The 20977-nt window shown below is 55.3% G+C and carries 21 protein-coding genes; 11 read left to right on the top strand and 10 right to left on the bottom strand.

Annotated features, from left to right (window positions below):
• Nucleotides 1-135 precede the first annotated feature (135 nt).
• Entirely contained in the window at nt 136-834 is a 699-nt protein-coding gene (cpxR, locus tag OGX75_RS14235) for an envelope stress response regulator transcription factor CpxR (protein WP_012133886.1), read from the top strand.
• Nucleotides 831-2204, top strand: a complete 1374-nt coding sequence (cpxA, locus tag OGX75_RS14230; RefSeq protein WP_110494833.1) for an envelope stress sensor histidine kinase CpxA — start codon at nt 831-833, stop codon at nt 2202-2204. Before cpxR ends, cpxA begins: the two co-directional genes overlap by 4 nt.
• 98 nt (nt 2205-2302) lie before the next feature.
• On the opposite strand, the gene yiiM is transcribed toward cpxA, so the two are convergent.
• The gene (yiiM, locus tag OGX75_RS14225; protein ID WP_110494834.1) at nt 2303-2974 is read right to left on the bottom strand and encodes a 6-hydroxyaminopurine reductase; all 672 of its coding nucleotides are present in this window, start codon (nt 2972-2974) and stop codon (nt 2303-2305) included.
• 153 nt (nt 2975-3127) lie between these two features.
• Between yiiM and OGX75_RS14220 the strand changes: the two genes are divergently transcribed.
• Nucleotides 3128-4018 carry a dihydrodipicolinate synthase family protein gene (locus tag OGX75_RS14220; RefSeq protein ID WP_047459842.1) on the top strand — a complete coding sequence of 297 codons (891 nt, stop codon included), beginning with the start codon at nt 3128-3130 and terminating at the stop codon, nt 4016-4018.
• Nucleotides 4019-4070: 52 nt separating this feature from the next.
• On the opposite strand, the gene kdgT is transcribed toward OGX75_RS14220, so the two are convergent.
• Both kdgT and sodA read right to left on the bottom strand, forming a co-directional pair.
• Nucleotides 4071-5054, bottom strand: a complete 984-nt coding sequence (kdgT, locus tag OGX75_RS14215) for a 2-keto-3-deoxygluconate transporter (RefSeq protein ID WP_012133890.1) — start codon at nt 5052-5054, stop codon at nt 4071-4073.
• 341 nt (nt 5055-5395) lie between these two features.
• Complete coding sequence (gene sodA, locus OGX75_RS14210) at nt 5396-6016, bottom strand: superoxide dismutase [Mn] (RefSeq protein WP_024130664.1); 621 nt, start codon at nt 6014-6016, stop codon at nt 5396-5398.
• A 288-nt stretch (nt 6017-6304) separates the two neighbouring features.
• On the opposite strand from sodA, the gene rhaT reads away from it, so the two are divergent.
• The gene (gene rhaT / locus OGX75_RS14205; protein ID WP_115609781.1) at nt 6305-7339 is read left to right on the top strand and encodes an L-rhamnose/proton symporter RhaT; all 1035 of its coding nucleotides are present in this window, start codon (nt 6305-6307) and stop codon (nt 7337-7339) included.
• Here the strand turns inward: rhaT and rhaR are convergent.
• On the bottom strand, nt 7336-8184 hold the full coding sequence (gene rhaR / locus OGX75_RS14200) for an HTH-type transcriptional activator RhaR (RefSeq protein ID WP_047459845.1): 849 nt from the start codon (nt 8182-8184) through the stop codon (nt 7336-7338). The genes rhaT and rhaR overlap by 4 nt on opposite strands.
• Before the next feature lie 153 nt (nt 8185-8337).
• Nucleotides 8338-9174 carry an HTH-type transcriptional activator RhaS gene (gene rhaS, locus OGX75_RS14195; protein ID WP_012133897.1) on the bottom strand — a complete coding sequence of 279 codons (837 nt, stop codon included), beginning with the start codon at nt 9172-9174 and terminating at the stop codon, nt 8338-8340.
• 300 nt (nt 9175-9474) lie between these two features.
• On the opposite strand from rhaS, the gene rhaB reads away from it, so the two are divergent.
• The 5 genes from rhaB (at nt 9475) to rhaM (ending at nt 14749) form a co-directional block, all read left to right on the top strand.
• Nucleotides 9475-10944 (top strand): rhamnulokinase, encoded by a 1470-nt coding sequence (gene rhaB, locus OGX75_RS14190; protein ID WP_115615276.1) that lies wholly within the window; start codon nt 9475-9477, stop codon nt 10942-10944.
• Complete coding sequence (gene rhaA / locus OGX75_RS14185) at nt 10941-12200, top strand: L-rhamnose isomerase (protein WP_012133900.1); 1260 nt, start codon at nt 10941-10943, stop codon at nt 12198-12200. The genes rhaB and rhaA overlap by 4 nt, the downstream gene beginning before the upstream one ends.
• 143 nt (nt 12201-12343) lie before the next feature.
• Nucleotides 12344-13171, top strand: a complete 828-nt coding sequence (gene rhaD, locus OGX75_RS14180) for a rhamnulose-1-phosphate aldolase (RefSeq protein WP_012133901.1) — start codon at nt 12344-12346, stop codon at nt 13169-13171.
• Nucleotides 13172-13289: 118 nt separating this feature from the next.
• The gene (fucO, locus tag OGX75_RS14175; RefSeq protein ID WP_058668376.1) at nt 13290-14438 is read left to right on the top strand and encodes a lactaldehyde reductase; all 1149 of its coding nucleotides are present in this window, start codon (nt 13290-13292) and stop codon (nt 14436-14438) included.
• The gene (gene rhaM / locus OGX75_RS14170; protein WP_012133904.1) at nt 14435-14749 is read left to right on the top strand and encodes an L-rhamnose mutarotase; all 315 of its coding nucleotides are present in this window, start codon (nt 14435-14437) and stop codon (nt 14747-14749) included. Before fucO ends, rhaM begins: the two co-directional genes overlap by 4 nt.
• Before the next feature lie 138 nt (nt 14750-14887).
• On the opposite strand, the gene OGX75_RS14165 is transcribed toward rhaM, so the two are convergent.
• Entirely contained in the window at nt 14888-15436 is a 549-nt protein-coding gene (locus OGX75_RS14165; protein WP_012133905.1) for a helix-turn-helix domain-containing protein, read from the bottom strand.
• Nucleotides 15437-15537: 101 nt separating this feature from the next.
• On the opposite strand from OGX75_RS14165, the gene OGX75_RS14160 reads away from it, so the two are divergent.
• Together OGX75_RS14160 and OGX75_RS14155 are read left to right on the top strand one after the other, a co-directional pair.
• A complete protein-coding gene (locus OGX75_RS14160) occupies nt 15538-16197 on the top strand; it encodes an AzlC family ABC transporter permease (RefSeq protein WP_047459858.1) in 660 nt (219 codons plus the stop codon).
• Nucleotides 16197-16520: an AzlD domain-containing protein gene (locus OGX75_RS14155; protein ID WP_012133907.1), complete on the top strand. Its 324-nt coding sequence runs from the start codon at nt 16197-16199 to the stop codon at nt 16518-16520. The genes OGX75_RS14160 and OGX75_RS14155 overlap by 1 nt, the downstream gene beginning before the upstream one ends.
• 88 nt (nt 16521-16608) lie before the next feature.
• Here the strand turns inward: OGX75_RS14155 and OGX75_RS14150 are convergent, their stop codons facing one another.
• The 4 genes from OGX75_RS14150 to OGX75_RS14135 all read right to left on the bottom strand — a co-directional run bounded on the left by OGX75_RS14150 (nt 16609) and on the right by OGX75_RS14135 (nt 20953).
• Nucleotides 16609-16821, bottom strand: coding sequence for a YdgH/BhsA/McbA-like domain containing protein (locus OGX75_RS14150; RefSeq protein ID WP_012133908.1), 213 nt, complete (start codon nt 16819-16821; stop codon nt 16609-16611).
• A 128-nt stretch (nt 16822-16949) separates the two neighbouring features.
• On the bottom strand, nt 16950-17702 hold the full coding sequence (gene fdhD, locus OGX75_RS14145; protein WP_338417166.1) for a formate dehydrogenase accessory sulfurtransferase FdhD: 753 nt from the start codon (nt 17700-17702) through the stop codon (nt 16950-16952).
• Between the two features lie 216 nt (nt 17703-17918).
• A complete protein-coding gene (locus OGX75_RS14140) occupies nt 17919-18530 on the bottom strand; it encodes a DUF1120 domain-containing protein (protein ID WP_286450885.1) in 612 nt (203 codons plus the stop codon).
• On the bottom strand, nt 18530-20953 hold the full coding sequence (locus OGX75_RS14135; protein ID WP_286450884.1) for a fimbrial biogenesis outer membrane usher protein: 2424 nt from the start codon (nt 20951-20953) through the stop codon (nt 18530-18532). The genes OGX75_RS14140 and OGX75_RS14135 overlap by 1 nt, the downstream gene beginning before the upstream one ends.
• Between the last annotated feature and the right edge of the window lie 24 nt (nt 20954-20977).

Below are 20977 nucleotides of genomic sequence, written 5' to 3'. Positions count from 1 at the left end.
TCTTTTCTGTCGCGATTCAACGAGAGACAGTTTACGATTCGGGCTGCAAACATGCGTCAGGGGGTGTAAAACAACGTAAAGTCATGGATTAGCGACGCCTGATGACGTAATTTCTGCCTCGGAGGTACTTAAACAATGAATAAAATCCTGTTAGTTGATGATGACCGAGAGCTAACTTCCCTGTTAAAGGAGCTGCTCGAAATGGAAGGCTTCAATGTGCTGGTTGCCCATGACGGGGAGCAGGCGCTTGAGCTTCTGGACGACAGCATTGATTTACTTTTGCTCGATGTCATGATGCCGAAGAAAAACGGTATTGATACGTTGAAAGCGCTTCGCCAGACACACCAGACCCCTGTCATTATGCTGACCGCGCGCGGCAGCGAACTGGATCGCGTACTCGGCCTTGAGCTGGGCGCGGATGATTATTTACCTAAACCGTTTAACGACCGCGAACTGGTCGCGCGTATCCGTGCGATTCTGCGCCGCTCGCACTGGAGCGAACAGCAGCAGAACAACGACAACGGCTCGCCGACGCTGGAAGTGGATGCGTTAAGCCTCAATCCGGGTCGCCAGGAGGCCAGCTTCGATGGTCAAACCCTGGAGTTAACCGGCACCGAATTTACCCTGCTCTATTTGCTGGCGCAGCATCTCGGCCAGGTGGTTTCGCGTGAACATTTGAGCCAGGAAGTGCTGGGTAAACGCCTGACGCCGTTCGACCGCGCAATCGACATGCATATCTCCAACCTGCGTCGTAAGCTGCCGGAGCGTAAAGACGGGCACCCGTGGTTTAAAACCCTGCGTGGTCGCGGTTATTTGATGGTTTCCGCTTCATGATAGGCAGTTTAACCGCGCGCATCTTTGCCATCTTCTGGTTGACGCTGGCGCTGGTGCTGATGTTGGTATTGATGTTACCCAAGCTCGACTCACGCCAGATGACCGAGCTACTGGACAGCGAACAGCGCCAGGGGTTGATGATTGAGCAACATGTAGAAGCTGAACTCGCGAACGATCCACCCAACGATTTAATGTGGTGGCGTCGCCTGTTCCGTGCGATCGACAAGTGGGCGCCGCCAGGACAGCGGTTATTGCTTGTGACCACTGAAGGACGCGTGATCGGCGCAGAACGCAGCGAAATGCAGATCATTCGTAACTTTATTGGTCAGGCGGATAACGCCGATCATCCGCAGAAGAAGAAATATGGCCGCGTTGAGATGGTAGGCCCGTTCTCTGTCAGAGACGGGGAAGATAACTACCAGCTTTATCTGATTCGACCGGCCAGCAGTTCCCAATCCGATTTTATTAATCTGCTGTTTGACCGCCCGCTCTTGTTGCTGATCGTCACCATGCTGGTCAGTTCGCCTCTGTTGCTTTGGCTGGCCTGGAGCCTGGCGAAACCGGCGCGTAAGTTGAAAAACGCGGCGGACGAAGTGGCTCAGGGTAATCTGCGACAACATCCAGAACTGGAAGCAGGCCCGCAGGAATTTCTTGCGGCTGGCGCCAGCTTTAACCAGATGGTGACAGCACTGGAACGTATGATGACCACGCAGCAGCGTCTGCTGTCGGATATCTCGCACGAGCTACGTACTCCGCTTACGCGTCTGCAACTGGGCACCGCGCTGCTGCGTCGCCGTAGCGGCGAGAGTAAAGAGCTGGAGCGCATCGAGACCGAAGCGCAGCGGCTGGACAGCATGATCAACGACCTGCTGGTGATGTCGCGTAATCAACAGAAAAACGCGCTGGTCAGCGAAACGATGAAAGCCAATCATCTGTGGGGAGACGTGCTGGATAACGCCGCCTTCGAAGCCGAGCAGATGGGTAAATCGTTAACGGTGAACTTCCCGCCGGGGCCGTGGCCGTTATACGGCAACCCTAACACCCTGGAAAGCGCGCTGGAGAACATTGTCCGTAACGCCCTGCGCTATTCGCACACGAAGATTGAAGTCGGCTTCGCGGTGGATAAAGACGGCATTACGATAACGGTTGATGACGATGGCCCGGGCGTTAGCCCTGAAGACCGCGAACAGATCTTCCGCCCGTTTTATCGTACCGATGAAGCGCGCGATCGGGAGTCCGGCGGAACAGGGTTGGGGCTGGCCATCGTTGAGACCGCGATCCAGCAGCATCGCGGTTGGGTGAAAGCCGAAGACAGCCCGCTGGGCGGCTTACGGCTGGTGATCTGGCTGCCGTTGTATAAGCGTTCTTAATTCTCGCTGTGGTGCCGGATGGCGGCGTAAACGCCTTATCCGGCCTACGAAAACCGCACGTTGTAGGCCCGATAAGCACAGCGCCATCGGGCGTTACATCATCCACGCAAACGTCGTGACTGATCTTCAATTTTGCCGCTCAAACGGCGCTTCTGCATCGTTCTGGTCCAGCTTTTCGATAACCCCGCCGCCGACAGCAAACGATGATACTGGTCGTCGTCGAACGGCATATGCCAGGCTATCGCAATCGCCTCCTGTACGCTCACATCACTGACGCGCGACGCCAGAATTAACGGCGCATCCGCCGATACCTGCCCCGGCGCGATAACGCTGTACAGCCAGCCGGTTTTCCCGGCGTTCTGCATTTGCGTCGCCATATCGCTAATGCCGAAATGGAAGTTGAGCTTAAAGCACGGCGAACGTGGCTGAGTCACCTGAATCAGCGCCTCTCCCCACTGAAAAATATCGCCGATAAAAACATTTTGCTCGGTCAGACCGTCGGTCGAAAGGTTTTCGCCAAACGCGGGCGCGACAAACAGATCCGCCTGCGCCGGGAATTGACGCACCCAGTGCAGATAGTGTTCACGGGGATAATGGCACAGCGCGCGATCGGGCCCACCGTGAATTTTTGTCTCTGCCTGCTCATCACCGGCAAGGCCCAGATCGCTAAGCATCAGCTCGCCATCAACCTGGATTTTCGCAATGGCGCTGGGACGACTTCCCGCATAGTCCCGAATTTTGCCCGTAAACACCTCGACCGGATATCGCATCAGCTTCCCTCTCCCGACAAATAATCCTCATTAGAGCATATTTATTTTGTCTCAGCCGCTCAAAATGAGAGCCGGGTTCACATGATACGCCAGCAGACGTGCTATCAATTAAAGTGATTTTGAAACGCCATTTCATAATAAGGAGTCAACAACGTGACAGTACAATCGCAGTTTGCTGGCGTCTGGTGTCCTTCCATTACGCCGATGGACAATGACGGAAAAGTCGATCTCAACGGCCTGAGCCAGCATCTCAAACGCCTTACCGAGGCTAACATCGATGTTATTTTGCTGATGGGCAGCATTGGCGAATTTGCGTCTTTCACGCTGGAAGAGCGGCTGATGCTGATCCGCGAGGCCCGCGCGATGAGTTCGCTGAAGATGGTTGCCAATGTCTCCTCCACCTGCACCAGCGACATCCTGCTTATGGCGCAGGAAGCGTACCGCGTCGGGTACGATGCGGTGATGATTCTGCCGCCGTATTACTACGGGCAGACGTCGAAGCAGCTTCTGAGCTACTTCCGCCAGCTTGGTAACGCCCTGAGCGGCAAATGGTTCGCCTACAATTTCCCGGCACGCACCGGCTGCGATTTAACGCCGGATCTGGTGGCGACCCTTGCCGCCGAATTCCCGAATTTTGCCGGGATTAAAGATACCGTCGACTGCCAGTCCCATACCCGCAGCATGATTCAGACCACCCGCGCGGTACGCGACGATTTTGCCGTGCTCTCCGGCTATGACGAGTATTACATCCCCAACCTGCTGGCGGGCGGCGCAGGCATTATTTCCGGCTTAAACAACGTGATGCCGGAGCTGTTTGTCAGCGCGCGGGAGGCGTTTAAGCAGGGTGATTTGCAAACGTTGCGCGATATCCAGGAGAAAATCGGCACGTTTATGTCCATTTACGCGATTGGCGAGGATTTTGTAACCACGATTAAAACCGTGGTATCGCGTAAGTTCGGCTATTGTACCGGCGTGTCGCGTAATGCGGGAGGAGAACTGAACGAGCACGAGCGTCGCACAATTGATGAGGTGTTTGGCCGTTAATTCTGACCGGAAGCGCCGGATGAGGCATAAGCCGTCATCCGGCAAAACGGGTTTATTTCACCGTACCGCGAATATCGATTTCCGCCGCTCTGGCCTTCACCTTCCGCGACCAGACTGAGGTAATGATCGGCACCAGAATCGAAGTCACGATAACCGATGTGGCAACCAGCGAGGTCGCGGCGGGCGCCATCGGTTTAAACGCCGGAACCATCTCTGCGATCAGCACGGGCGTGGCTACTGCGGCGCCCGCAGAACTTGAGGCGGCAATACCTGCCGTACCGTCACCGCCGCCGATAAACTTGTCAGCGATGATTAACGGGATACCGGTGATAATAATGACCGCCACACCCAGCAGAATCCCCAGCACGCCCGTCTGTGCAATCACGCTCAAATCAATGGTGTTGCCCAGCGCGAAGGCGAAGAACGGGATCAGCGTCTGTACCGCTTTGCTGAAGAATTCCCGCAGTTCCGGGTCGAGATTCCCCAGCGCGAAACCAATCAGGAACGGTAATACCGCCCCCACAAATACATGCGGTTCAAACGAGGCAATCCCGGCGGTTCCCAGAATAACCATCGTCATCAGCGGCCCTGACTCCAGCGACATCAGGACAAATGCCCCGGCCTCTTCTTTGGTGCCGTACTGCTGCATGATGGAGGCGTACAGCCCGCCGTTGGTCATGTCCATAGAGGCCACCAGCGCCAGCGTCGACAGCCCGGCGAAGAAGCCCGCTTCCACCCCATGTTCCGGGATAACGCGTGACGCAATAGCGGCCACCACCCAGGCAACCGCAATTTTGGTCACCACCAGCGTCCCGGATTTACGCAGCACGGTGCCTGTGGCGCTCAGTTTGATCGACGCGCCCATACAAAAGAACCAGACCGCCAGAATCGGCACCGTACCGGTGATCATACCGTTTGTGAATGAGCCGAAGTATTTCCCTGCGCCTGGCGCGAAGGTGTGGCATAGCGCGCCGAGGAACAACGGAACGAGCATCATGCCACCCGGGACTTTTTCTATCGTGCGTTTAATCTGCATTTCCTTCACCTGTAGACATAAAAACGGGCAATTTTTATGGGCGAATGCACCTTACTTTGAGGCACACCCGCGTTGATGAAGAAACGATAGACATTCATTCAAACAATAAAAGTGATCCCAACCACATAACAAAACTATGTTTCATTTTTTATGGATTGATGTTTTTAATTTGACGTAAGTCACACCAGACAAGCCCAAAAGCGCCTAAAAGAAAGCCCCCGCAGGTTATGCCTGCGGGGGCTGAATTCAATGTCGGATGGCGGCTAACGCCTTATCCGGCCTACAAATTGACAAATCCTCTTCGTAGGCCTGATAAGCGCAGCGCCATCAGGCAAAAAGACTTATTTTTTCGCCGCGAAACGCGCAGCAGCTTCGTCCCAGTTCACCACGTTCCAGAACTCTTTGATGTAGTCCGGGCGACGGTTCTGGAATTTCAGGTAGTAAGCGTGTTCCCATACGTCCAGACCCAGGATTGGGAAACCGGAAACGCCGGAAATGGCCTCGCCCATCAGCGGGGAGTCCTGGTTAGCGGTAGAGACAACCGCCAGTTTGTCGCCCTGCAACACCAGCCAGGCCCAACCGGAACCGAAACGGGTTGCCGCCGCTTTTTCAAACTCCGCTTTGAAGTTATCAACGGAACCGAAATCACGTTCGATAGCCGCTTTCAGGTCGCCCTGCAAAGCGGTGCCTTTTTTCAGGCCTTTCCAGAACAGGCTGTGGTTAGCGTGGCCGCCCGCGTTATTGCGCAGTACGGTTTTTTTGTCCGCCGGAAGCTGATCCAGTTTGGTGATCAGTTCTTCAACCGGCAGGTTCGCGAATTCAGGCAGGTTTTCCAGCGCCGCGTTAGCGTTGTTGACATAAGTTTGATGGTGTTTGGTATGGTGGATTTCCATCGTCTGCTTATCGAAGTGCGGTTCCAGCGCATCATAAGCGTACGGCAGGGATGGCAGTGTATAACTCATAATCATCTCCATTATTGTCGAGCGGCTGAAGTGTTAATGCCGCGTAAGCAGTTGGTTCATTATAGTTAATTAAATGATATTGAAAATGCTTATCAATGCCGTAGTTTTAATAAGGATATAACTTTTCATTATGTTCTTGAATATGTGAGCCAAATCACCCGTATAACGTGCTGGTTGCCAGGAAGGAAGAAATGTCGGCAATCCTCAAAAGGTTAATCAACTGCGCAATTTTTACACTCATCAGGTCGGGAGGGTCACACCGGCAATAAAAACGATGAGGATTAAGTCATGAGTAACGCGATTACGATGGGTATCTTTTGGCATTTGATAGGTGCGGCCAGTGCAGCCTGTTTTTATGCCCCGTTCAAACAAGTTAAACAATGGTCCTGGGAAACCATGTGGTCAATCGGTGGGATTGTCTCCTGGCTTATCCTGCCCTGGACCATCAGCGCCCTGCTGCTCCCGGATTTCTGGGCCTATTACAGTTCCTTCAACCTATCCACCCTGTTGCCCGTATTTCTGTTCGGCGCAATGTGGGGCATCGGTAATATTAACTACGGCCTGACCATGCGCTATCTCGGCATGTCGATGGGGATCGGCATCGCGATTGGTATTACGCTGATCGTCGGCACCCTGATGACCCCCATCATCAATGGAAACTTTGATGTGCTGATCAATACCGAAGGCGGACGAATGACGCTGTGGGGCGTCCTGGTGGCGCTGATCGGCGTTGGCATCGTCACCCGCGCCGGGCAGTTAAAAGAGCGCAAAATGGGGATCACCGCCGAGGAGTTCAACCTGAAAAAAGGTCTGCTGCTGGCGGTGATGTGCGGTATTTTCTCCGCCGGTATGTCCTTTGCGATGAACGCCGCCAAACCGATGCATGAAGCCGCCGCCGCGCTCGGCGTCGATCCGCTGTATGTCGCTCTGCCAAGCTACGTGGTCATCATGGGCGGCGGCGCGCTGATCAACCTGGGCTTCTGTTTCATTCGTCTGGCAAAAGTGAAAAACTTGTCGATAAAAGCCGACTTCTCGCTGGCAAAATCGATGATCATCACCAATATCCTGCTGTCCGCGCTGGGTGGCCTGATGTGGTATTTGCAGTTCTTTTTCTACGCCTGGGGCCACGCTCGCATTCCGCCGCAGTATGACTACATCAGCTGGATGCTGCACATGAGCTTCTACGTGCTGTGCGGTGGGATTGTGGGTCTGGTGCTAAAAGAGTGGAAAAACGCGGGTCGTCGTCCTGTCAGCGTTCTCAGTCTGGGTTGCGTGGTCATTATTATTGCCGCCAACATCGTCGGCATGGGAATGGCAAGCTAATCGTTTTGCGTACTGTGATGACGCCACTGGCTGGGCGTCATCCCGGTTTCCCGCGTAAACACCACCGAAAAGTAGTTACTGTCCTCAAAGCCGCACTGCATTGAAATCTCACTGATCATCAGGCGGCTGTGCTGAAGCAAATACTGCGCATGGCAGATGCGGATCTGGCGAAGATACTGGTTGATGGTCATCCCGGTCTGTGAGCGAAACTGCTGTCGCAGCACCCGCTCGCTGCACTGCTCCTGGTCGCAAAACGCATCCAGCGCAAAGGGGCGCTCCAGGCTGCCGGCCAGCGCGGTAATCAATTTATCCAGCAACGTTTCGCTCGCTCTGGTCGGGAGATCATCGGTAGCATAGCGGTGTCTTTTTAGCGTCATCACCAGCTGACCAAATAGCAGTTCCGCCATCTCATTCGCCAGCGGATCGCCCTGATTGCTCTCATGTTCAAGCTGGCTGATAACCTGCCGCGCCTGATTCATCCCCACGCTGCCCAGCCGCCAGTGCGGGCGCCGTTCACTGCCGTTAAAGCCCGGAATGGCGCTTTCCCAGCCAAGATTCAGGGTCAACCGCTCCGGGCAGTAAATAATATTCTGCAAAACCAAATCGTTAACGGAGGTGTAGGAGTGTCTGTCCTCGGCGCGAATATAAAACAGATCGCCGCGCGTGATGCGGTAAGGGCGATCGTTGAGCACATGCAAACCGTTGCCGCGCCAGACCAACACCAGTTCACAAAACTCGTGTGTATGTTCCGCGAACACATTTTGCGGATAGCGATCGGCAACCGCGACAGCCTGGCCGTCATTCGCAAAAAAGTCTTTTTTCAGAAGGACTAACTGATTTGCCACCGCAGCACCTCACGTTGAATGCTTGCCGGATGGCGCTACGCTTATCTGGCCTACAGATCGCCGCCGTAGGCCGGATAAGACGAAGCCGCCATCCGGCATTGAAGGAGACGATTATCAGCAAATTGGCGACAAAAAACGGTGATAGCTTTCGCGTTACTGTAGCAATGCGTCCCGCCCCTGGCGAATATCCCTGGGCGACCAGTCAAATTCCCGGCGAAACAGCGTCGAAAAATGGTTACTGTCGCCAAAACCGCAGCGATACGCGATATCTGTGACGCTTTCATCACTGTGACGCAGCAGGTGGCGAGCCTTGATAAGCCGCAGACGGTTAAGATAGCGCTGCGGCGTCAGGCCGGTCTGTTGTTTGAGCTGACGATGCAGCGTGCGCAGCGAGAGCGAAAACTTGTCGGCTATCGATTCCCAGCACACCTCTTCAGCAAAATGATCCTCCAGCCAGGCCAGCAACTGATTCAGCCGCGCATCGTTATTGGCCGCCCCTTCCATCAGGCTGCTTTTACGCAGCAGCACCAGCAACTGCATAAACAGAATTTCACGGTTGGCGACCGCAGGTGTGTCCATCTCGTCTCCGGCGTTTTCCATCTGCGCCACCAGTTGCCGCACCTGCTGCAACGCGCTCTGATTCACGCGCCAGTGTGACGGATACTGCCCATCCTGTTCCTGCGGCAAGAGCTGGTTCAGCCCTGCCAGAAACTGAAACGCGTCCGGCGAGCGATAGAGCACATTCGTCAGACACAGGTTGTCGGTGTGTTCATACAGATGTCTGTCGTGATCGCGAACAAAGCAGACCGTACCGCCACTAATGGTGTAGGGCTGCCCATTGAACACATGAATGCCAGTGCCATGTTCAACAATCACAATCTCGTGAAAATCATGATGATGTTCAGGAAAAGCAGACTGAGGAAGCCGGGGTTCAATGGCCACGGGCGCTTTACCTGACGGAAAAAAATCCACGCTATGCAGTACGGTCATGATGGCTTCCTGATATGAGAAACATGTCAGAAATAGTAATTAAGGGTTACTACCCTCACCTTAAATTTTTAACGCCAAAGCGCGCAAACCCGGTCGTTTTTTCAAGAAAGGACGGGAAAGATCAGGAAATGCGGACGCCGTCACATCCGGCCAATTCACGCTGATAAACGGAAATTGTGAACGCTATCACGTTCACCTTTGCCTCCTTGCCAGCGGCCAATTTAACCTGTCAGTAACAGGAAGGTACGCCTTCCTGGGGGTTCTTAGACTGAGTGCAATGAAACTCAGAAGGACTTCACCATGACTTTTCGCCATTGTGTCGCTGTCGATCTCGGGGCATCCAGCGGGCGCGTAATGCTGGCGCGTTACGACAGTGAACAACACGCCCTGACGCTGCGTGAAATCCACCGTTTCGCGAACTGTTTGCAAAAAACAGACGGGTTCGACGCCTGGGATATCGACAGCCTGGAAAATGAAATTCGCCTTGGACTGGAGAAAGTCTGCGATGAAGGTATCCGTATTGACAGCATCGGCATTGATACCTGGGGCGTGGACTATGTGCTGCTCGACAAGCACGGCCAGCGCGTCGGTCTGCCCGTATCTTATCGCGACAACCGTACCACGGGGGTGATGCAGCAGGCGCTGGCGCAGCTCGGTAAGCATGATATCTATCGCCGCAGCGGCATTCAGTTTCTGCCGTTCAATACGCTGTATCAGCTCCGCGCGCTGGTTGAACAACAGCCTGAACTTATCCCGCAGGTGGCGCATGCCCTGCTGATCCCCGACTATTTCAGTTTCCGCCTGACGGGCGAAATGAACTGGGAATACACCAACGCCACCACCACGCAGCTCGTCAATATCAACAGCGATGACTGGGACGATGCCCTGCTGGACTGGACCGGCGCCAACAAAGCCTGGTTTGGCAGACCTACCCATCCGGGCAACGTGATCGGCTACTGGATCTGCCCACAGAAAAATCAGATTCCGGTGGTCGCTGTCGCCAGTCACGACACCGCCAGCGCGGTGATCGCCTCTCCGCTGGCCGATAAAAACAGCGCTTATCTCTCTTCCGGCACCTGGTCGTTGATGGGCTTCGAGAGCAGAACGCCTTACACCGATGACGCGGCGCTGGCGGCGAACATCACCAATGAAGGCGGCGCAGAAGGCCGCTACCGGGTGCTGAAAAACATCATGGGACTCTGGCTGCTTCAGCGCGTACTGAAAGAGCGCCAGATTACCGACCTGCCCGCGCTGATCGCCGAGACCCAGTCGCTTCCGGCCTGCCGTTTCCTGATAAACCCGAATGACGATCGCTTTATCAACCCCGCCGATATGAGCGCGGAGATTCAGGCGGCCTGCCGTGAATCCGGCCAGCCGGAACCCACCCGTAACGCCGAACTGGCACGCTGCATTTTCGACAGTCTGGCGCTGCTGTATGCCGATGTGTTGCAGGAGCTGGCGAACCTGCGTGGTGAAGCCTTTAGCCAGCTGCACATCGTTGGAGGAGGTTGCCAGAACGCCCTGCTGAACCAGCTGTGCGCGGATGCCTGCGGCATTCGCGTGATGGCCGGGCCGATTGAGGCTTCCACCCTCGGCAATATCGGCATCCAGCTCATGACGCTGGACGAACTGAACAACGTTGACGACTTCCGTCAGGTGGTGAGAACCAACTACGACCTGACGACCTTTACCCCAAATCCTGACAGTGAAATTGCCCGCCACGTTGCGCAGTTTCAATCAAAACGACAGACAAAGGAGCTTTGCGCATGACCACTCAACTTGAACAAGCCTGGGAACTGGCGAAACAACGTTTTGCTGCGGTAGGTATTGATGTCGAGGAGGCGTTACGCCAGCTCGATCGTCTGCCGGTATCGATGCACTGCTGGCAGGGCGATGACGTCGCCGGATTCGAAAACCCGGAAGGATCGCTCACCGGCGGTATTCAGGCCACCGGTAACTATCCCGGTAAAGCGCGCAGCGCCAGCGAGCTGCGCGCCGACCTGGAACAGGCGCTAAGCCTGATCCCGGGGCCAAAACGCCTGAACTTACACGCAATCTATCTGGAGTCTGACACGCCGGTGTCCCGCGACCAGATCAAACCGGAGCACTTCAAAAACTGGGTGGAATGGGCAAAAGCGAACCAGTTAGGGCTGGACTTCAACCCTTCCTGCTTCTCTCACCCGCTGAGCGCTGACGGCTTCACCCTGGCGCACGCGGACGACAACATTCGCCAGTTCTGGATTGACCACTGCAAGGCCAGCCGCCGCGTATCCGCGTACTTCGGTGAGCAACTGGGCACGCCGTCGGTGATGAACATCTGGGTCCCGGATGGCATGAAAGACATCACCGTTGACCGCTTAGCGCCGCGCCAACGCCTGCTGGAGGCGCTGGACGAGGTGATCAGCGAAAAACTGAATCCGGCGCATCACATCGACGCCGTGGAAAGCAAACTGTTCGGTATTGGCGCGGAAAGCTATACCGTCGGCTCCAACGAGTTCTACATGGGCTACGCCACCAGCCGCCAGACCGCGCTGTGCCTCGACGCGGGCCACTTCCATCCGACCGAAGTGATTTCCGACAAGATTTCCGCCGCCATGCTGTATGTGCCGCGCCTGCTGCTGCATGTCAGCCGCCCGGTACGCTGGGACAGCGACCACGTCGTGCTGCTGGATGATGAAACCCAGGCAATTGCCAGCGAAATCGTGCGTCATAACCTGTTTGACCGCGTGCATATCGGCCTCGATTTCTTCGATGCCTCCATCAACCGTATCGCCGCGTGGGTTATCGGCACGCGCAATATGAAGAAAGCGCTGCTGCGCGCGCTGCTGGAACCAACCGGGCAACTGCGTCAGTTAGAAGCCAGCGGCGATTACACCGCCCGCCTGGCGCTGCTGGAAGAGCAGAAATCCCTGCCGTGGCAAGCCGTCTGGGAAATGTATTGCCAGCGTCACGACACGCCAGCCGGCAGCCAGTGGCTGGAAAGCGTCCGTGCCTATGAAAAAGAGATTCTGAGCAAACGTAGCTAACCGCGACGCCTGACTTGTAGGCCGGATAAGACGTTCCGCGTCGCCATCCGGCAATAAATGAAACACGATTGCCGGATGGCGCTGCGCTTATCCGGCCTACGTAAGACCCGATAACGTTCGGGCAATAAATGGGAACACCGAACATGCAGAACATTACCCACTCCTGGTTTGTCCAGGGAATGATCAAAGCCACCTCCGACGCCTGGCTGAAGGGCTGGGACGAACGCAACGGCGGCAACCTGACGCTGCGTCTGGATGAGGCGGATATCGCGCCGTTTACCGACGATTTCCACCAGGAGCCACGCTATATCGCGCTGAGTCAGCCAATGCCGCTGCTGGCGAACACGCCGTTTATCGTCACCGGCTCCGGCAAATTCTTCCGCAACGTACAGCTCGATCCGGCAGCGAATTTAGGCGTGGTGAAAGTGGACAGCGACGGCGCGGGCTACCACATTCTGTGGGGGCTGAATCATGAGGCGGTTCCAACCTCCGAGCTGCCGGCTCACTTCCTCTCCCACTGCGAGCGCATTAACGCCACCGACGGCAAAGACCGCGTGATTATGCATTGCCACGCCACCAACCTGATCGCGCTGACCTACGTGCTGGAAAACAACACGCCGCTTTTCACCCGCAAACTGTGGGAAGGCAGCACCGAGTGCCTGGTGGTGTTCCCGGACGGCGTCGGCATTCTGCCGTGGATGGTGCCGGGCACCGATGAGATCGGTCAGGCCACCGCGCAGGAAATGCAGAAGCATTCGCTGGTGCTGTGGCCCTTCCACGGCGTGTTCGGCAGCGGCCCGACGCTGGATGAAACATTCGGCCTGATCGATACCGCCGAGAAGTCTGCGGAGGTGCTGGTCAAAATCTATTCAATGGGCGGTATGAAGCAAACCATCACGCGTGAAGAACTGGTAGCGCTTGGCAAACGCTTTGGCGTGACTCCGCTTGCCAGTGCATTAGCGTTGTACTGATTCTTCCCGCAATCCAATGCCGGATGGCGGCTTCGCCTTATCCGGCCTATGCCGTAGGCCCGATAAGCGCAACGTCATCGGGCAATAGGGTAACGCGTCAATCTTAAGGAGAATATTCATGAGCTTCATGTTGGCACTTCCCAAAATTAGCCTGCATGGCGCAGGCGCAATCGGCGATATGGTTAACCTCGTCGCGAACAAGCAATGGGGTAAAGCGCTGGTCGTCACTGACGGGCAACTGGTAAAACTGGGCCTGCTGGACAGCCTGTTTGCCGCGCTTGACGCGCATCAGATGTCGTACCACCTTTTCGACGAGGTTTTCCCGAACCCCACTGAAGAACTGGTGCAAAAAGGGTATGCGGCATATCAGGACGCGCAGTGTGATTACATCATCGCCTTCGGCGGCGGCAGCCCGATCGATACCGCCAAAGCGGTCAAAATTCTGACGGCGAATCCTGGCCCCTCTACCGCCTATTCAGGCGTCGGCAAAGTCAAAAACGCGGGCGTTCCACTGGTAGCGATTAATACCACCGCCGGTACGGCAGCGGAAATGACCAGCAATGCCGTCATTATCGACTCCGCGCGCCAGGTCAAAGAGGTCATCATCGACCCGAATATCATCCCTGATATCGCGGTGGACGACGCCAGCGTTATGCTGGACATCCCGCCATCCGTCACTGCCGCCACCGGCATGGATGCGCTGACCCACGCCATTGAGGCCTATGTCTCGGTTGGCGCGCATCCGCTTACCGACGCCAACGCGCTGGAAGCCATTCGGCTGATTAATCTGTGGCTGCCGAAAGCGGTTGATGACGGCCACAACCTCGAAGCGCGTGAGCAGATGGCGTTTGGCCAGTATCTGGCAGGTATGGCGTTCAACAGCGCTGGTCTTGGTCTGGTACACGCGCTGGCGCATCAGCCAGGCGCCACGCACAACCTGCCGCACGGCGTCTGTAACGCCATCCTGCTGCCGATCATTGAGAACTTTAACCGCCCGAACGCGGTCGCGCGTTTTGCCCGCGTCGCCCAGGCGATGGGCGTCGATACTCAAGGTATGAGCATTGAGGCGGCGAGTATGGAAGCGATCAATGCAATCCGCGCATTGAGCAAACGCGTCGGCATTCCTGAAGGTTTCAGCACACTGGGCGTCACGAAAGACGATATTGAAGGCTGGCTGGACAAAGCACTGGCAGATCCGTGTGCGCCATGCAATCCACGCACCGCCAGCCGCGATGACGTCCGCGAGTTGTATCTGGAGGCGCTATGATCCGCAAAGCGTTTGTGATGCAGGTGAATGCCGACGCACACGAGGAGTATCAGCGTCGCCATAATCCCATCTGGCCGGAGCTGGAAAGCGTATTGAAAGCGCATGGCGCGCATCACTATGCGATTTACCTCGATAAAGAACGCAACCTGTTGTTCGCGACCGTCGAGATCGAATCGGAAGAGCGCTGGAATGCCATCGCCAGTACCGACGTGTGCCAGCGTTGGTGGAAGCATATGCGCGACGTGATGCCTGCCAACCCGGATAACAGCCCGGTGAGCGCAGAGCTGAAAGAAGTGTTTTACCTGGCGTAGGCGGTCTGAAGTCGGATGGCTCAACGCCGGATGGCGACGCTAACGCGTCTTATCCGGCCTACAGGTAGCAAACGGCACGAAATTGTAGGCCGGATAAGCGTCAGCGCCATCCGGCATCATAAACCTCATCGCGCGGAATTAATTTTGCTCGGCCACCAGGATCGCCTGCGTATCCGCTTCCAGCGCTTTAAAAATGTGCTCCTGATCGGCGGGATAACAAATATAATCGCCCTCGCCTAACTCTTCCGGCGCCTCTGTCAGCCCGACAAGCGCTTTCCCCTGCGTCACAATAATATGCTCCACCGATCCCGGCGGATGTGGATGTGAAATACGATCCGCCCCCGGCTGCGTCAGCAGCAGGTAGATATCGCGCCGCGCCCCTGGCGGACAGGCAGCCAGTAAAATAGCCTGATAGTGGGCCTGTTCCGCCACCACTTTTGTCCCTTCTCCGCGACGAATCACCTGCGTTTTTTGCGCCTGCGGCTCCAGCAGACGTGCAAAGGGAATATCCAGGGCCACACAAAGCGCCCAGAGCGTTTCCAGGCTAGGATTTCCATTGCCCGCTTCCAGTTGCGACAGGGTAGATTTCGCAATCCCCGCACGCCGGGCGATTTCCGCCAGCGACAGGCCGGTACGCTGACGTTCGCGCACCAGGCTTTTCGCGATCACGCTAATGGGCTGTGTCATTCACGACTCCGCGTTCTTTATATCGAACGAATCGTTCGACTTGTAAATCAATTCTGTTACGTTCATTATAATGGAAATTCGTTCGATATGGCTAAAATAGTATGAAACATCACCTCTCATGTCTCAGCGGAGACACGATAAAAGCGATATTTTTAGTGTGTCTGGCCGTTGGCGTCGTCGGGATGTCCTACGGATCGCTGGCGATGGCCTACGGCTTCCCGATTTGGGTGCCGTTTGTACTCTCCATTTTTGTCCTGGCGGGGGCGTCCGAATTTATGTTTATCGGCATTGTCGCCAGCGGCGGGAACCCACTGGCCGCCGCCGCTGCCGGTTTGCTGGTGAATGCCCGCCATATTCCATTCGGCGTAACGGTACGTGAACTGGTAGGCACCCGCGCCGCCAGCTTTCTGGGCTGCCATATCATGAATGATGAAAGCGTCGTCTTTGGTCTGTCGCAAAAAACACGGCAACAGCGCAAAGCCGCCTACTGGCTGTGCGGCGCGGGCGTCGCAATTTTTTGGCCACTGGGCGCACTGCTTGGCGCGATGGTCGGCAAACTGCTCCCGGCACCGGAAACCATCGGTCTGGACGCGGTATTTCCCGCCATTTTATTGGCGTTAGTGATCCCGGCGTTCAGGAATCGCACCACGCTGATCCGCGCCTGTAGCGGCGCCGGGCTGTCGCTTGCCGCCGTCCCCTTCGCACCGGTCGGGTTGCCGGTACTGCTCTCTCTGCTTGGCTTACTGACGAGGAAAAAATAATGGGCAACATGACGCTGTTTATCGTCGGTATTGCTGTGTTATCGGCAGGCACCTATCTGATGCGTCTTGGCGGAGCAAAGCTCGGCAACCGGCTGGCGCTCTCCGAACGTTCTCAGGCGCTATTGTCGGATGCGGCAACGGTATTGCTGTTTTCAGTGGCGCTGGCAACCACGTTTTATGAAGGCGAACATTTTGCCGGAATGGCGAGGGTACTGGGCGTCGCGTTCGCTGTTTTCCTGGCGTGGCGCAAAATGCCGCTGATTGTGGTGATTATCGCTGCGGCGGTGGTGACAGCGCTGCTAAGGCTGGCGGGTATGCACTAAATATGAGGCATTTATCGGAATAGTAAAACAGTAAACGCAGAAACGAAAAAAGCGCCCTGAAGGCGCTCTTTCGACAGTTTTGGATCACTTATTTCAGCAGTTCAGCGGTCATATGCACGCGGTTACCGGAGTATGCGGAAGTGATTTTGTAATCACTGGCGCCAGCCTGCTGAGCCTGAGCGGCGATTTTTGCTTCTGCGCTTTCCAGAGTAGAGCCCGTCGCGGTAACAGACTGAGCGGCGAAAGAACCGAAAGAAGTAGCGAGAGCGATAACTGCGACAAAAGTTTTGATGCTTTTCATGATATAAACCCTTTAACTTAGTTGTTTGAGTAAGGCACCGTGCCTTGATGTGATAAATAATAGGCCGGTATTCGAACAACTAAAAGCGGAAGGATTTGCTATTCTTTTTCAAATTTACTGAATAAAATTCAACCTGCCATCAAACGCCGTGGATGCGTATAAATTGTCGCCTTGCCCGGCTTGCAAAAGCCCACCAGCGTCAGGTTACAGCGCTCAGCCACGTCAACCGCTAACGTGGTGGCTGCGGAGACGGCAAACAGGATTTCAACGCCGCACATCGCCGATTTCTGCACCATTTCATAGCTGGCGCGACTGGAGACCAGCACCGCGCCCTGCTGCCAGCTTTCGCCTTCCGTCGCCCGGCGCCCCAGCAGTTTATCCAGCGCGACATGGCGACCGACATCTTCATGCCCGCCCGCTAATTCACCGGACGGCATCGCCCACGCCGCCGCGTGAGTACAGCCGGTAAGCTGACCGACCGGTTGAAAATCAGACAGATGCTTCAGCGCGCGATCAAGATTCGCCAGGTTAAAGGTTTGGGTAAACGGGAGCGGCGTAATGGGTTTGCCGATGTCATTCAGCTGCTCCACGCCGCAAACGCCGCAGCCGGTACGCCCGGCCAGGGCGCGACGACGTTCTTTCAGCCCCATAAAGCGGCGGCTGGAAAGCTCAATCTGCACTTCAAGGCCGTTGCAGGAAGGAACGACGTCCATGCCATAAATATCCTGCGGACATTCAATAATGCCTTCCGACAGTGAAAAACCGATCGCGAATTGCTCCAGATCTTTCGGCGTGGTCATCATCACCACATGGGAAATGCCGTTATAGACCAGCGCGACAGGAACTTCCGTCGCCAGCATATCCGGTTTTGATTGCGTCAGGCACCCGCGCGTCCAGACGGCATGAGAAACAGCGCCCTCCGGGGATGAATTTTGATGGTCAGACAAAGCAGCTTCCTGGTATGGACTCACGATAAGAGAGATTGCGTTCAGGCAGGATGAGAGCGCCTTTGCGCATTTAACTGCGGTTATTGTCCTCCATTATTTTTGTGAGGTCAAAACCGGGGCAAAACCGCCCCGGTCGGCAGGATGAGAACGCTAGTTAGCCGCGAGAGCGTCAAACGACACAGTGTAGGTTTCTTCCAGATCCTGCGTATTGCTGGTCTGGAAAGCTTTATCGGCAAGATAAGTGGTGATCATCAGTGTTGCAACCAACTGTTTTCCATCCACTTCCTGGCCGTTTACCGCAGCAGCGGACATATCCGGCAACAGCGTCATTTCCGCAGCGCCGCCCGATACCTGCGCCGCGCCCCGGGGAACCGAAGCCAACTGAACGGGAGCGTTATCGACTCTGGCATTTTTCATTTTAATCGACATCGCGCCGTTGTCAGAAAACTGCCAGGCCTGCCCCTGCCGGGCGGGGCCATCCACAAAGAGCCGAATTTTATGTTCATCAGTACAGATGACGGAGACCTGTAACTCCCGGGTGACGGAGGCATAACCGTGATACATATTCCCGGCGTATTCGGTGCTCCCCTCCCTCATATCCTCCCTGCGGAACCGCCCATAGTCGACCTGTTTTGTCGAAGATAAAATCTGACAGTCGCCTTCTTCCGCCAGTGCGGATGGCACATTCCCACACAAGAAACCCGCCAGTAATACAGGCATAAAAACGCTAAGGTGTTTCATGGAGCCAGCTCCCTGTTTCATTAGAGACATTTCCCTTTTATCTCCTCATAGAATTTCTGCGGATCGGCTTCCGGCAGGGTGTAGTTCAGTTTGCATCGTCCACCGTCCACCTTCGCATACAGCTGATGGCTTGCTGAGATATCATTCAGGAAGATCAAACCGTCCTCTGGCGCGGAAGTGATGTATTCCCCGGCGTCGTTGACAATGGAGACGCCTTTCGGCAACGGAGTACCGTCTGCACGCATGACAGAGAGCAGCACGCGCCGCTGACTCAGCGTGGTGAATTGCCATTTCGCGACCGCCCCGTGCGACGCTTTAATCGCCGTCCGGCCATTATTGACGTCAAGATTGCCCGGAAGACTTTGGGTATTAAGTTCCAGCGTACTTTCATGGAACGGCGTCAATGACGGGACGACGGCCTGGCCCCATTTATCGGTCCAGACGGGCCCGCGCGACGTCACGATTTCGATACCGGCAACAGGCTTGTCCAGTTGGGTAATGGCATACGTGTCCGCGACCGGATACGGTGAGAAGGTCACGCCATCGTCATGCGCCACAATGCCGCCACTCAATGCGGCAGAGTAGTTCGTATTGCTGTCGTTATCGCCGCCAGCCGCCACGGACAGCGTGGTATAGTGAAGATTGCTGTTGAGCGAGCTATCCCAGTCGGTAACACTTTCGTCCTGATCGCGAGACACGCCGACCGTGTATTGGTTGTCGTCATTCAGCGACCCCATCGCCCGCGTGCCATAAGAGCTTCTTCCTTCACTCTCGCGATACCACGAGTTCGTTGAAACACCGGTACGGCCTAACGGAACAGAAACGTTCACGTAGAACATATCGCGATCGCTCTCATCCCCACGACTGATATCCGATTCCCAGTTCACGCTGACGCTGAAATATTTATAGGTTTGCGACCAGGAAGAGATAATGCGGCGGCTATTATAGTCGCTGTCCCAGGCCTCATTACGGTAGTAGCCGAGCGAAAAACGCCCCAGAAGCGTATCCGACCAACTGACCGCGACGTTCGTATCGTATTTCGTTGGGGAGTAATCATCGTCGTCGCTATACAGTTCCTGCATTTCGCGATAGTCCGCCGTGCCGTAGCTACCGCCCAGCGAAATCCCCATCCCCCAGGGCAAGGAATACCCAAGATCCAGCGTGGTTTTGTGCCCATCAGTCTGGCTACGGTTATCGATCGACCCAAGAAACCCGAGCGAGGCATATAAATTCTGTACGGGAACGGTATCCACATTGGCAGAGAAACCGTAATAGTGGTTATCCGCCATCACCATTCCGGCCATGAGATTCATACGATTATTCACTGACCAGCCATCAGACGCCGACACAATCCAGGGCTGCTCAAAATTCGTGTCCATATCTTCCGCACGCCCCACGGCCAGAGAAAAGCCCGGCGCCCTGCCGACATGGTTGCTACGAAACGTGCTCGCCGATACGGTAAAATGGCTTTCGCTTCCATCGGTCTCCGTCACCGTGACATTCAGGTCGGTGTTGAGGTTAGCAATGGGTACATCGGTTAAGGTAAAGGGGCCAGCGGGAACAAGCGTTGAATAGATGATCTGCCCGCCCTGGCGAATATCCACGCGCGCCTGAGAATATCTGGCGATCCCCGTCACCTCGATGCCGCTCCCCTCGTTCGGCAGCAGGGTATTATCCGGCATGACTTGCACACCGTAGACCGACGGAATACTAAAGCGGCTGTTGGCAATGTTGATTTGCCCGCCCTGCACCATCACGCCATAGTCAGCGAAAGTGCGTTGCGCGTAGGTATAATACGAGTCGGTCTCTAATTCCTGGTCGCTGCCGTCGCTGACGAATTGCGTGCTGCGCACAATCCAGTCACCCGCATTAAAACCAAGTTCAAACGTTGACTGAAAGCGGTCTGAATTATCGCCGTCATATTTATAATGCGTGCCAAACATGGAGTAATTCAGCATTGCGGCATGACCACCGCGAACGTCCGCGACCTGTCGGTTATTATCTGGATCAATCGCTTCCTGCGGAACAACCAGCGACATTTCTTCCGTTTCAGGCGTAGCGCTAACGGTTGCCGTAGACCAGTATTGATGGATCAGCGGGCAGGTTTCTCTTTTTATTTTCGTGATGAGTCCTGCGCTTTCCAGAAATGCTTTATCAATACAGGGCTGCCATTCCTCATTAAACTTAACCGACATGACACTGTGTTTCTTGCCATTAATAATAACGGTCACATTATGGACACCAGGAGTGAACCGGGACGCTAAGGAATAATAATCAGCAATCACAGGATCGAGACCATTAGATTCTAATGCATCAGTATCAAATACCGCTCTCGCCAACTCCATCGTTCCAGTAGAGGTCGGCATTATTTCCGCCCGTATACTGAAAGCGATTGCCGTCAGACAAAACACAATAATTCCTTTTTTAGCGGAACCGCGAATCATAACCACTCCATGTGTTTTACAATA

The organism is Citrobacter sp. CK199 (assembly GCF_030333285.1).
In the GTDB taxonomy this organism is placed as follows: domain Bacteria; phylum Pseudomonadota; class Gammaproteobacteria; order Enterobacterales; family Enterobacteriaceae; genus Citrobacter_B; species Citrobacter_B koseri.
Note: the sequence above shows the minus strand (reverse complement) of the source record. Positions and strands in the feature narration are given on the sequence as shown.

What these genes read in the sequence shown, in the direction of transcription:
- cpxR (WP_012133886.1), top strand. Translation starts at nt 136, where the DNA reads ATGAATAAAATCCTGTTAGTTGATGATGACCGAGAGCTAACTTCCCTG.
- cpxA (WP_110494833.1), top strand. Translation starts at nt 831, where the DNA reads ATGATAGGCAGTTTAACCGCGCGCATCTTTGCCATCTTCTGGTTGACG.
- yiiM (WP_110494834.1), bottom strand. Translation starts at nt 2,974, where the DNA reads ATGCGATATCCGGTCGAGGTGTTTACGGGCAAAATTCGGGACTATGCG.
- kdgT (WP_012133890.1), bottom strand. Translation starts at nt 5,054, where the DNA reads ATGCAGATTAAACGCACGATAGAAAAAGTCCCGGGTGGCATGATGCTC.
- sodA (WP_024130664.1), bottom strand. Translation starts at nt 6,016, where the DNA reads ATGAGTTATACACTGCCATCCCTGCCGTACGCTTATGATGCGCTGGAA.
- rhaT (WP_115609781.1), top strand. Translation starts at nt 6,305, where the DNA reads ATGAGTAACGCGATTACGATGGGTATCTTTTGGCATTTGATAGGTGCG.
- rhaS (WP_012133897.1), bottom strand. Translation starts at nt 9,174, where the DNA reads ATGACCGTACTGCATAGCGTGGATTTTTTTCCGTCAGGTAAAGCGCCC.
- rhaB (WP_115615276.1), top strand. Translation starts at nt 9,475, where the DNA reads ATGACTTTTCGCCATTGTGTCGCTGTCGATCTCGGGGCATCCAGCGGG.
- rhaA (WP_012133900.1), top strand. Translation starts at nt 10,941, where the DNA reads ATGACCACTCAACTTGAACAAGCCTGGGAACTGGCGAAACAACGTTTT.
- rhaD (WP_012133901.1), top strand. Translation starts at nt 12,344, where the DNA reads ATGCAGAACATTACCCACTCCTGGTTTGTCCAGGGAATGATCAAAGCC.
- fucO (WP_058668376.1), top strand. Translation starts at nt 13,290, where the DNA reads ATGAGCTTCATGTTGGCACTTCCCAAAATTAGCCTGCATGGCGCAGGC.
- rhaM (WP_012133904.1), top strand. Translation starts at nt 14,435, where the DNA reads ATGATCCGCAAAGCGTTTGTGATGCAGGTGAATGCCGACGCACACGAG.
- OGX75_RS14165 (WP_012133905.1), bottom strand. Translation starts at nt 15,436, where the DNA reads ATGACACAGCCCATTAGCGTGATCGCGAAAAGCCTGGTGCGCGAACGT.
- OGX75_RS14160 (WP_047459858.1), top strand. Translation starts at nt 15,538, where the DNA reads ATGAAACATCACCTCTCATGTCTCAGCGGAGACACGATAAAAGCGATA.
- OGX75_RS14155 (WP_012133907.1), top strand. Translation starts at nt 16,197, where the DNA reads ATGGGCAACATGACGCTGTTTATCGTCGGTATTGCTGTGTTATCGGCA.
- OGX75_RS14150 (WP_012133908.1), bottom strand. Translation starts at nt 16,821, where the DNA reads ATGAAAAGCATCAAAACTTTTGTCGCAGTTATCGCTCTCGCTACTTCT.
- OGX75_RS14140 (WP_286450885.1), bottom strand. Translation starts at nt 18,530, where the DNA reads ATGAAACAGGGAGCTGGCTCCATGAAACACCTTAGCGTTTTTATGCCT.
- OGX75_RS14135 (WP_286450884.1), bottom strand. Translation starts at nt 20,953, where the DNA reads ATGATTCGCGGTTCCGCTAAAAAAGGAATTATTGTGTTTTGTCTGACG.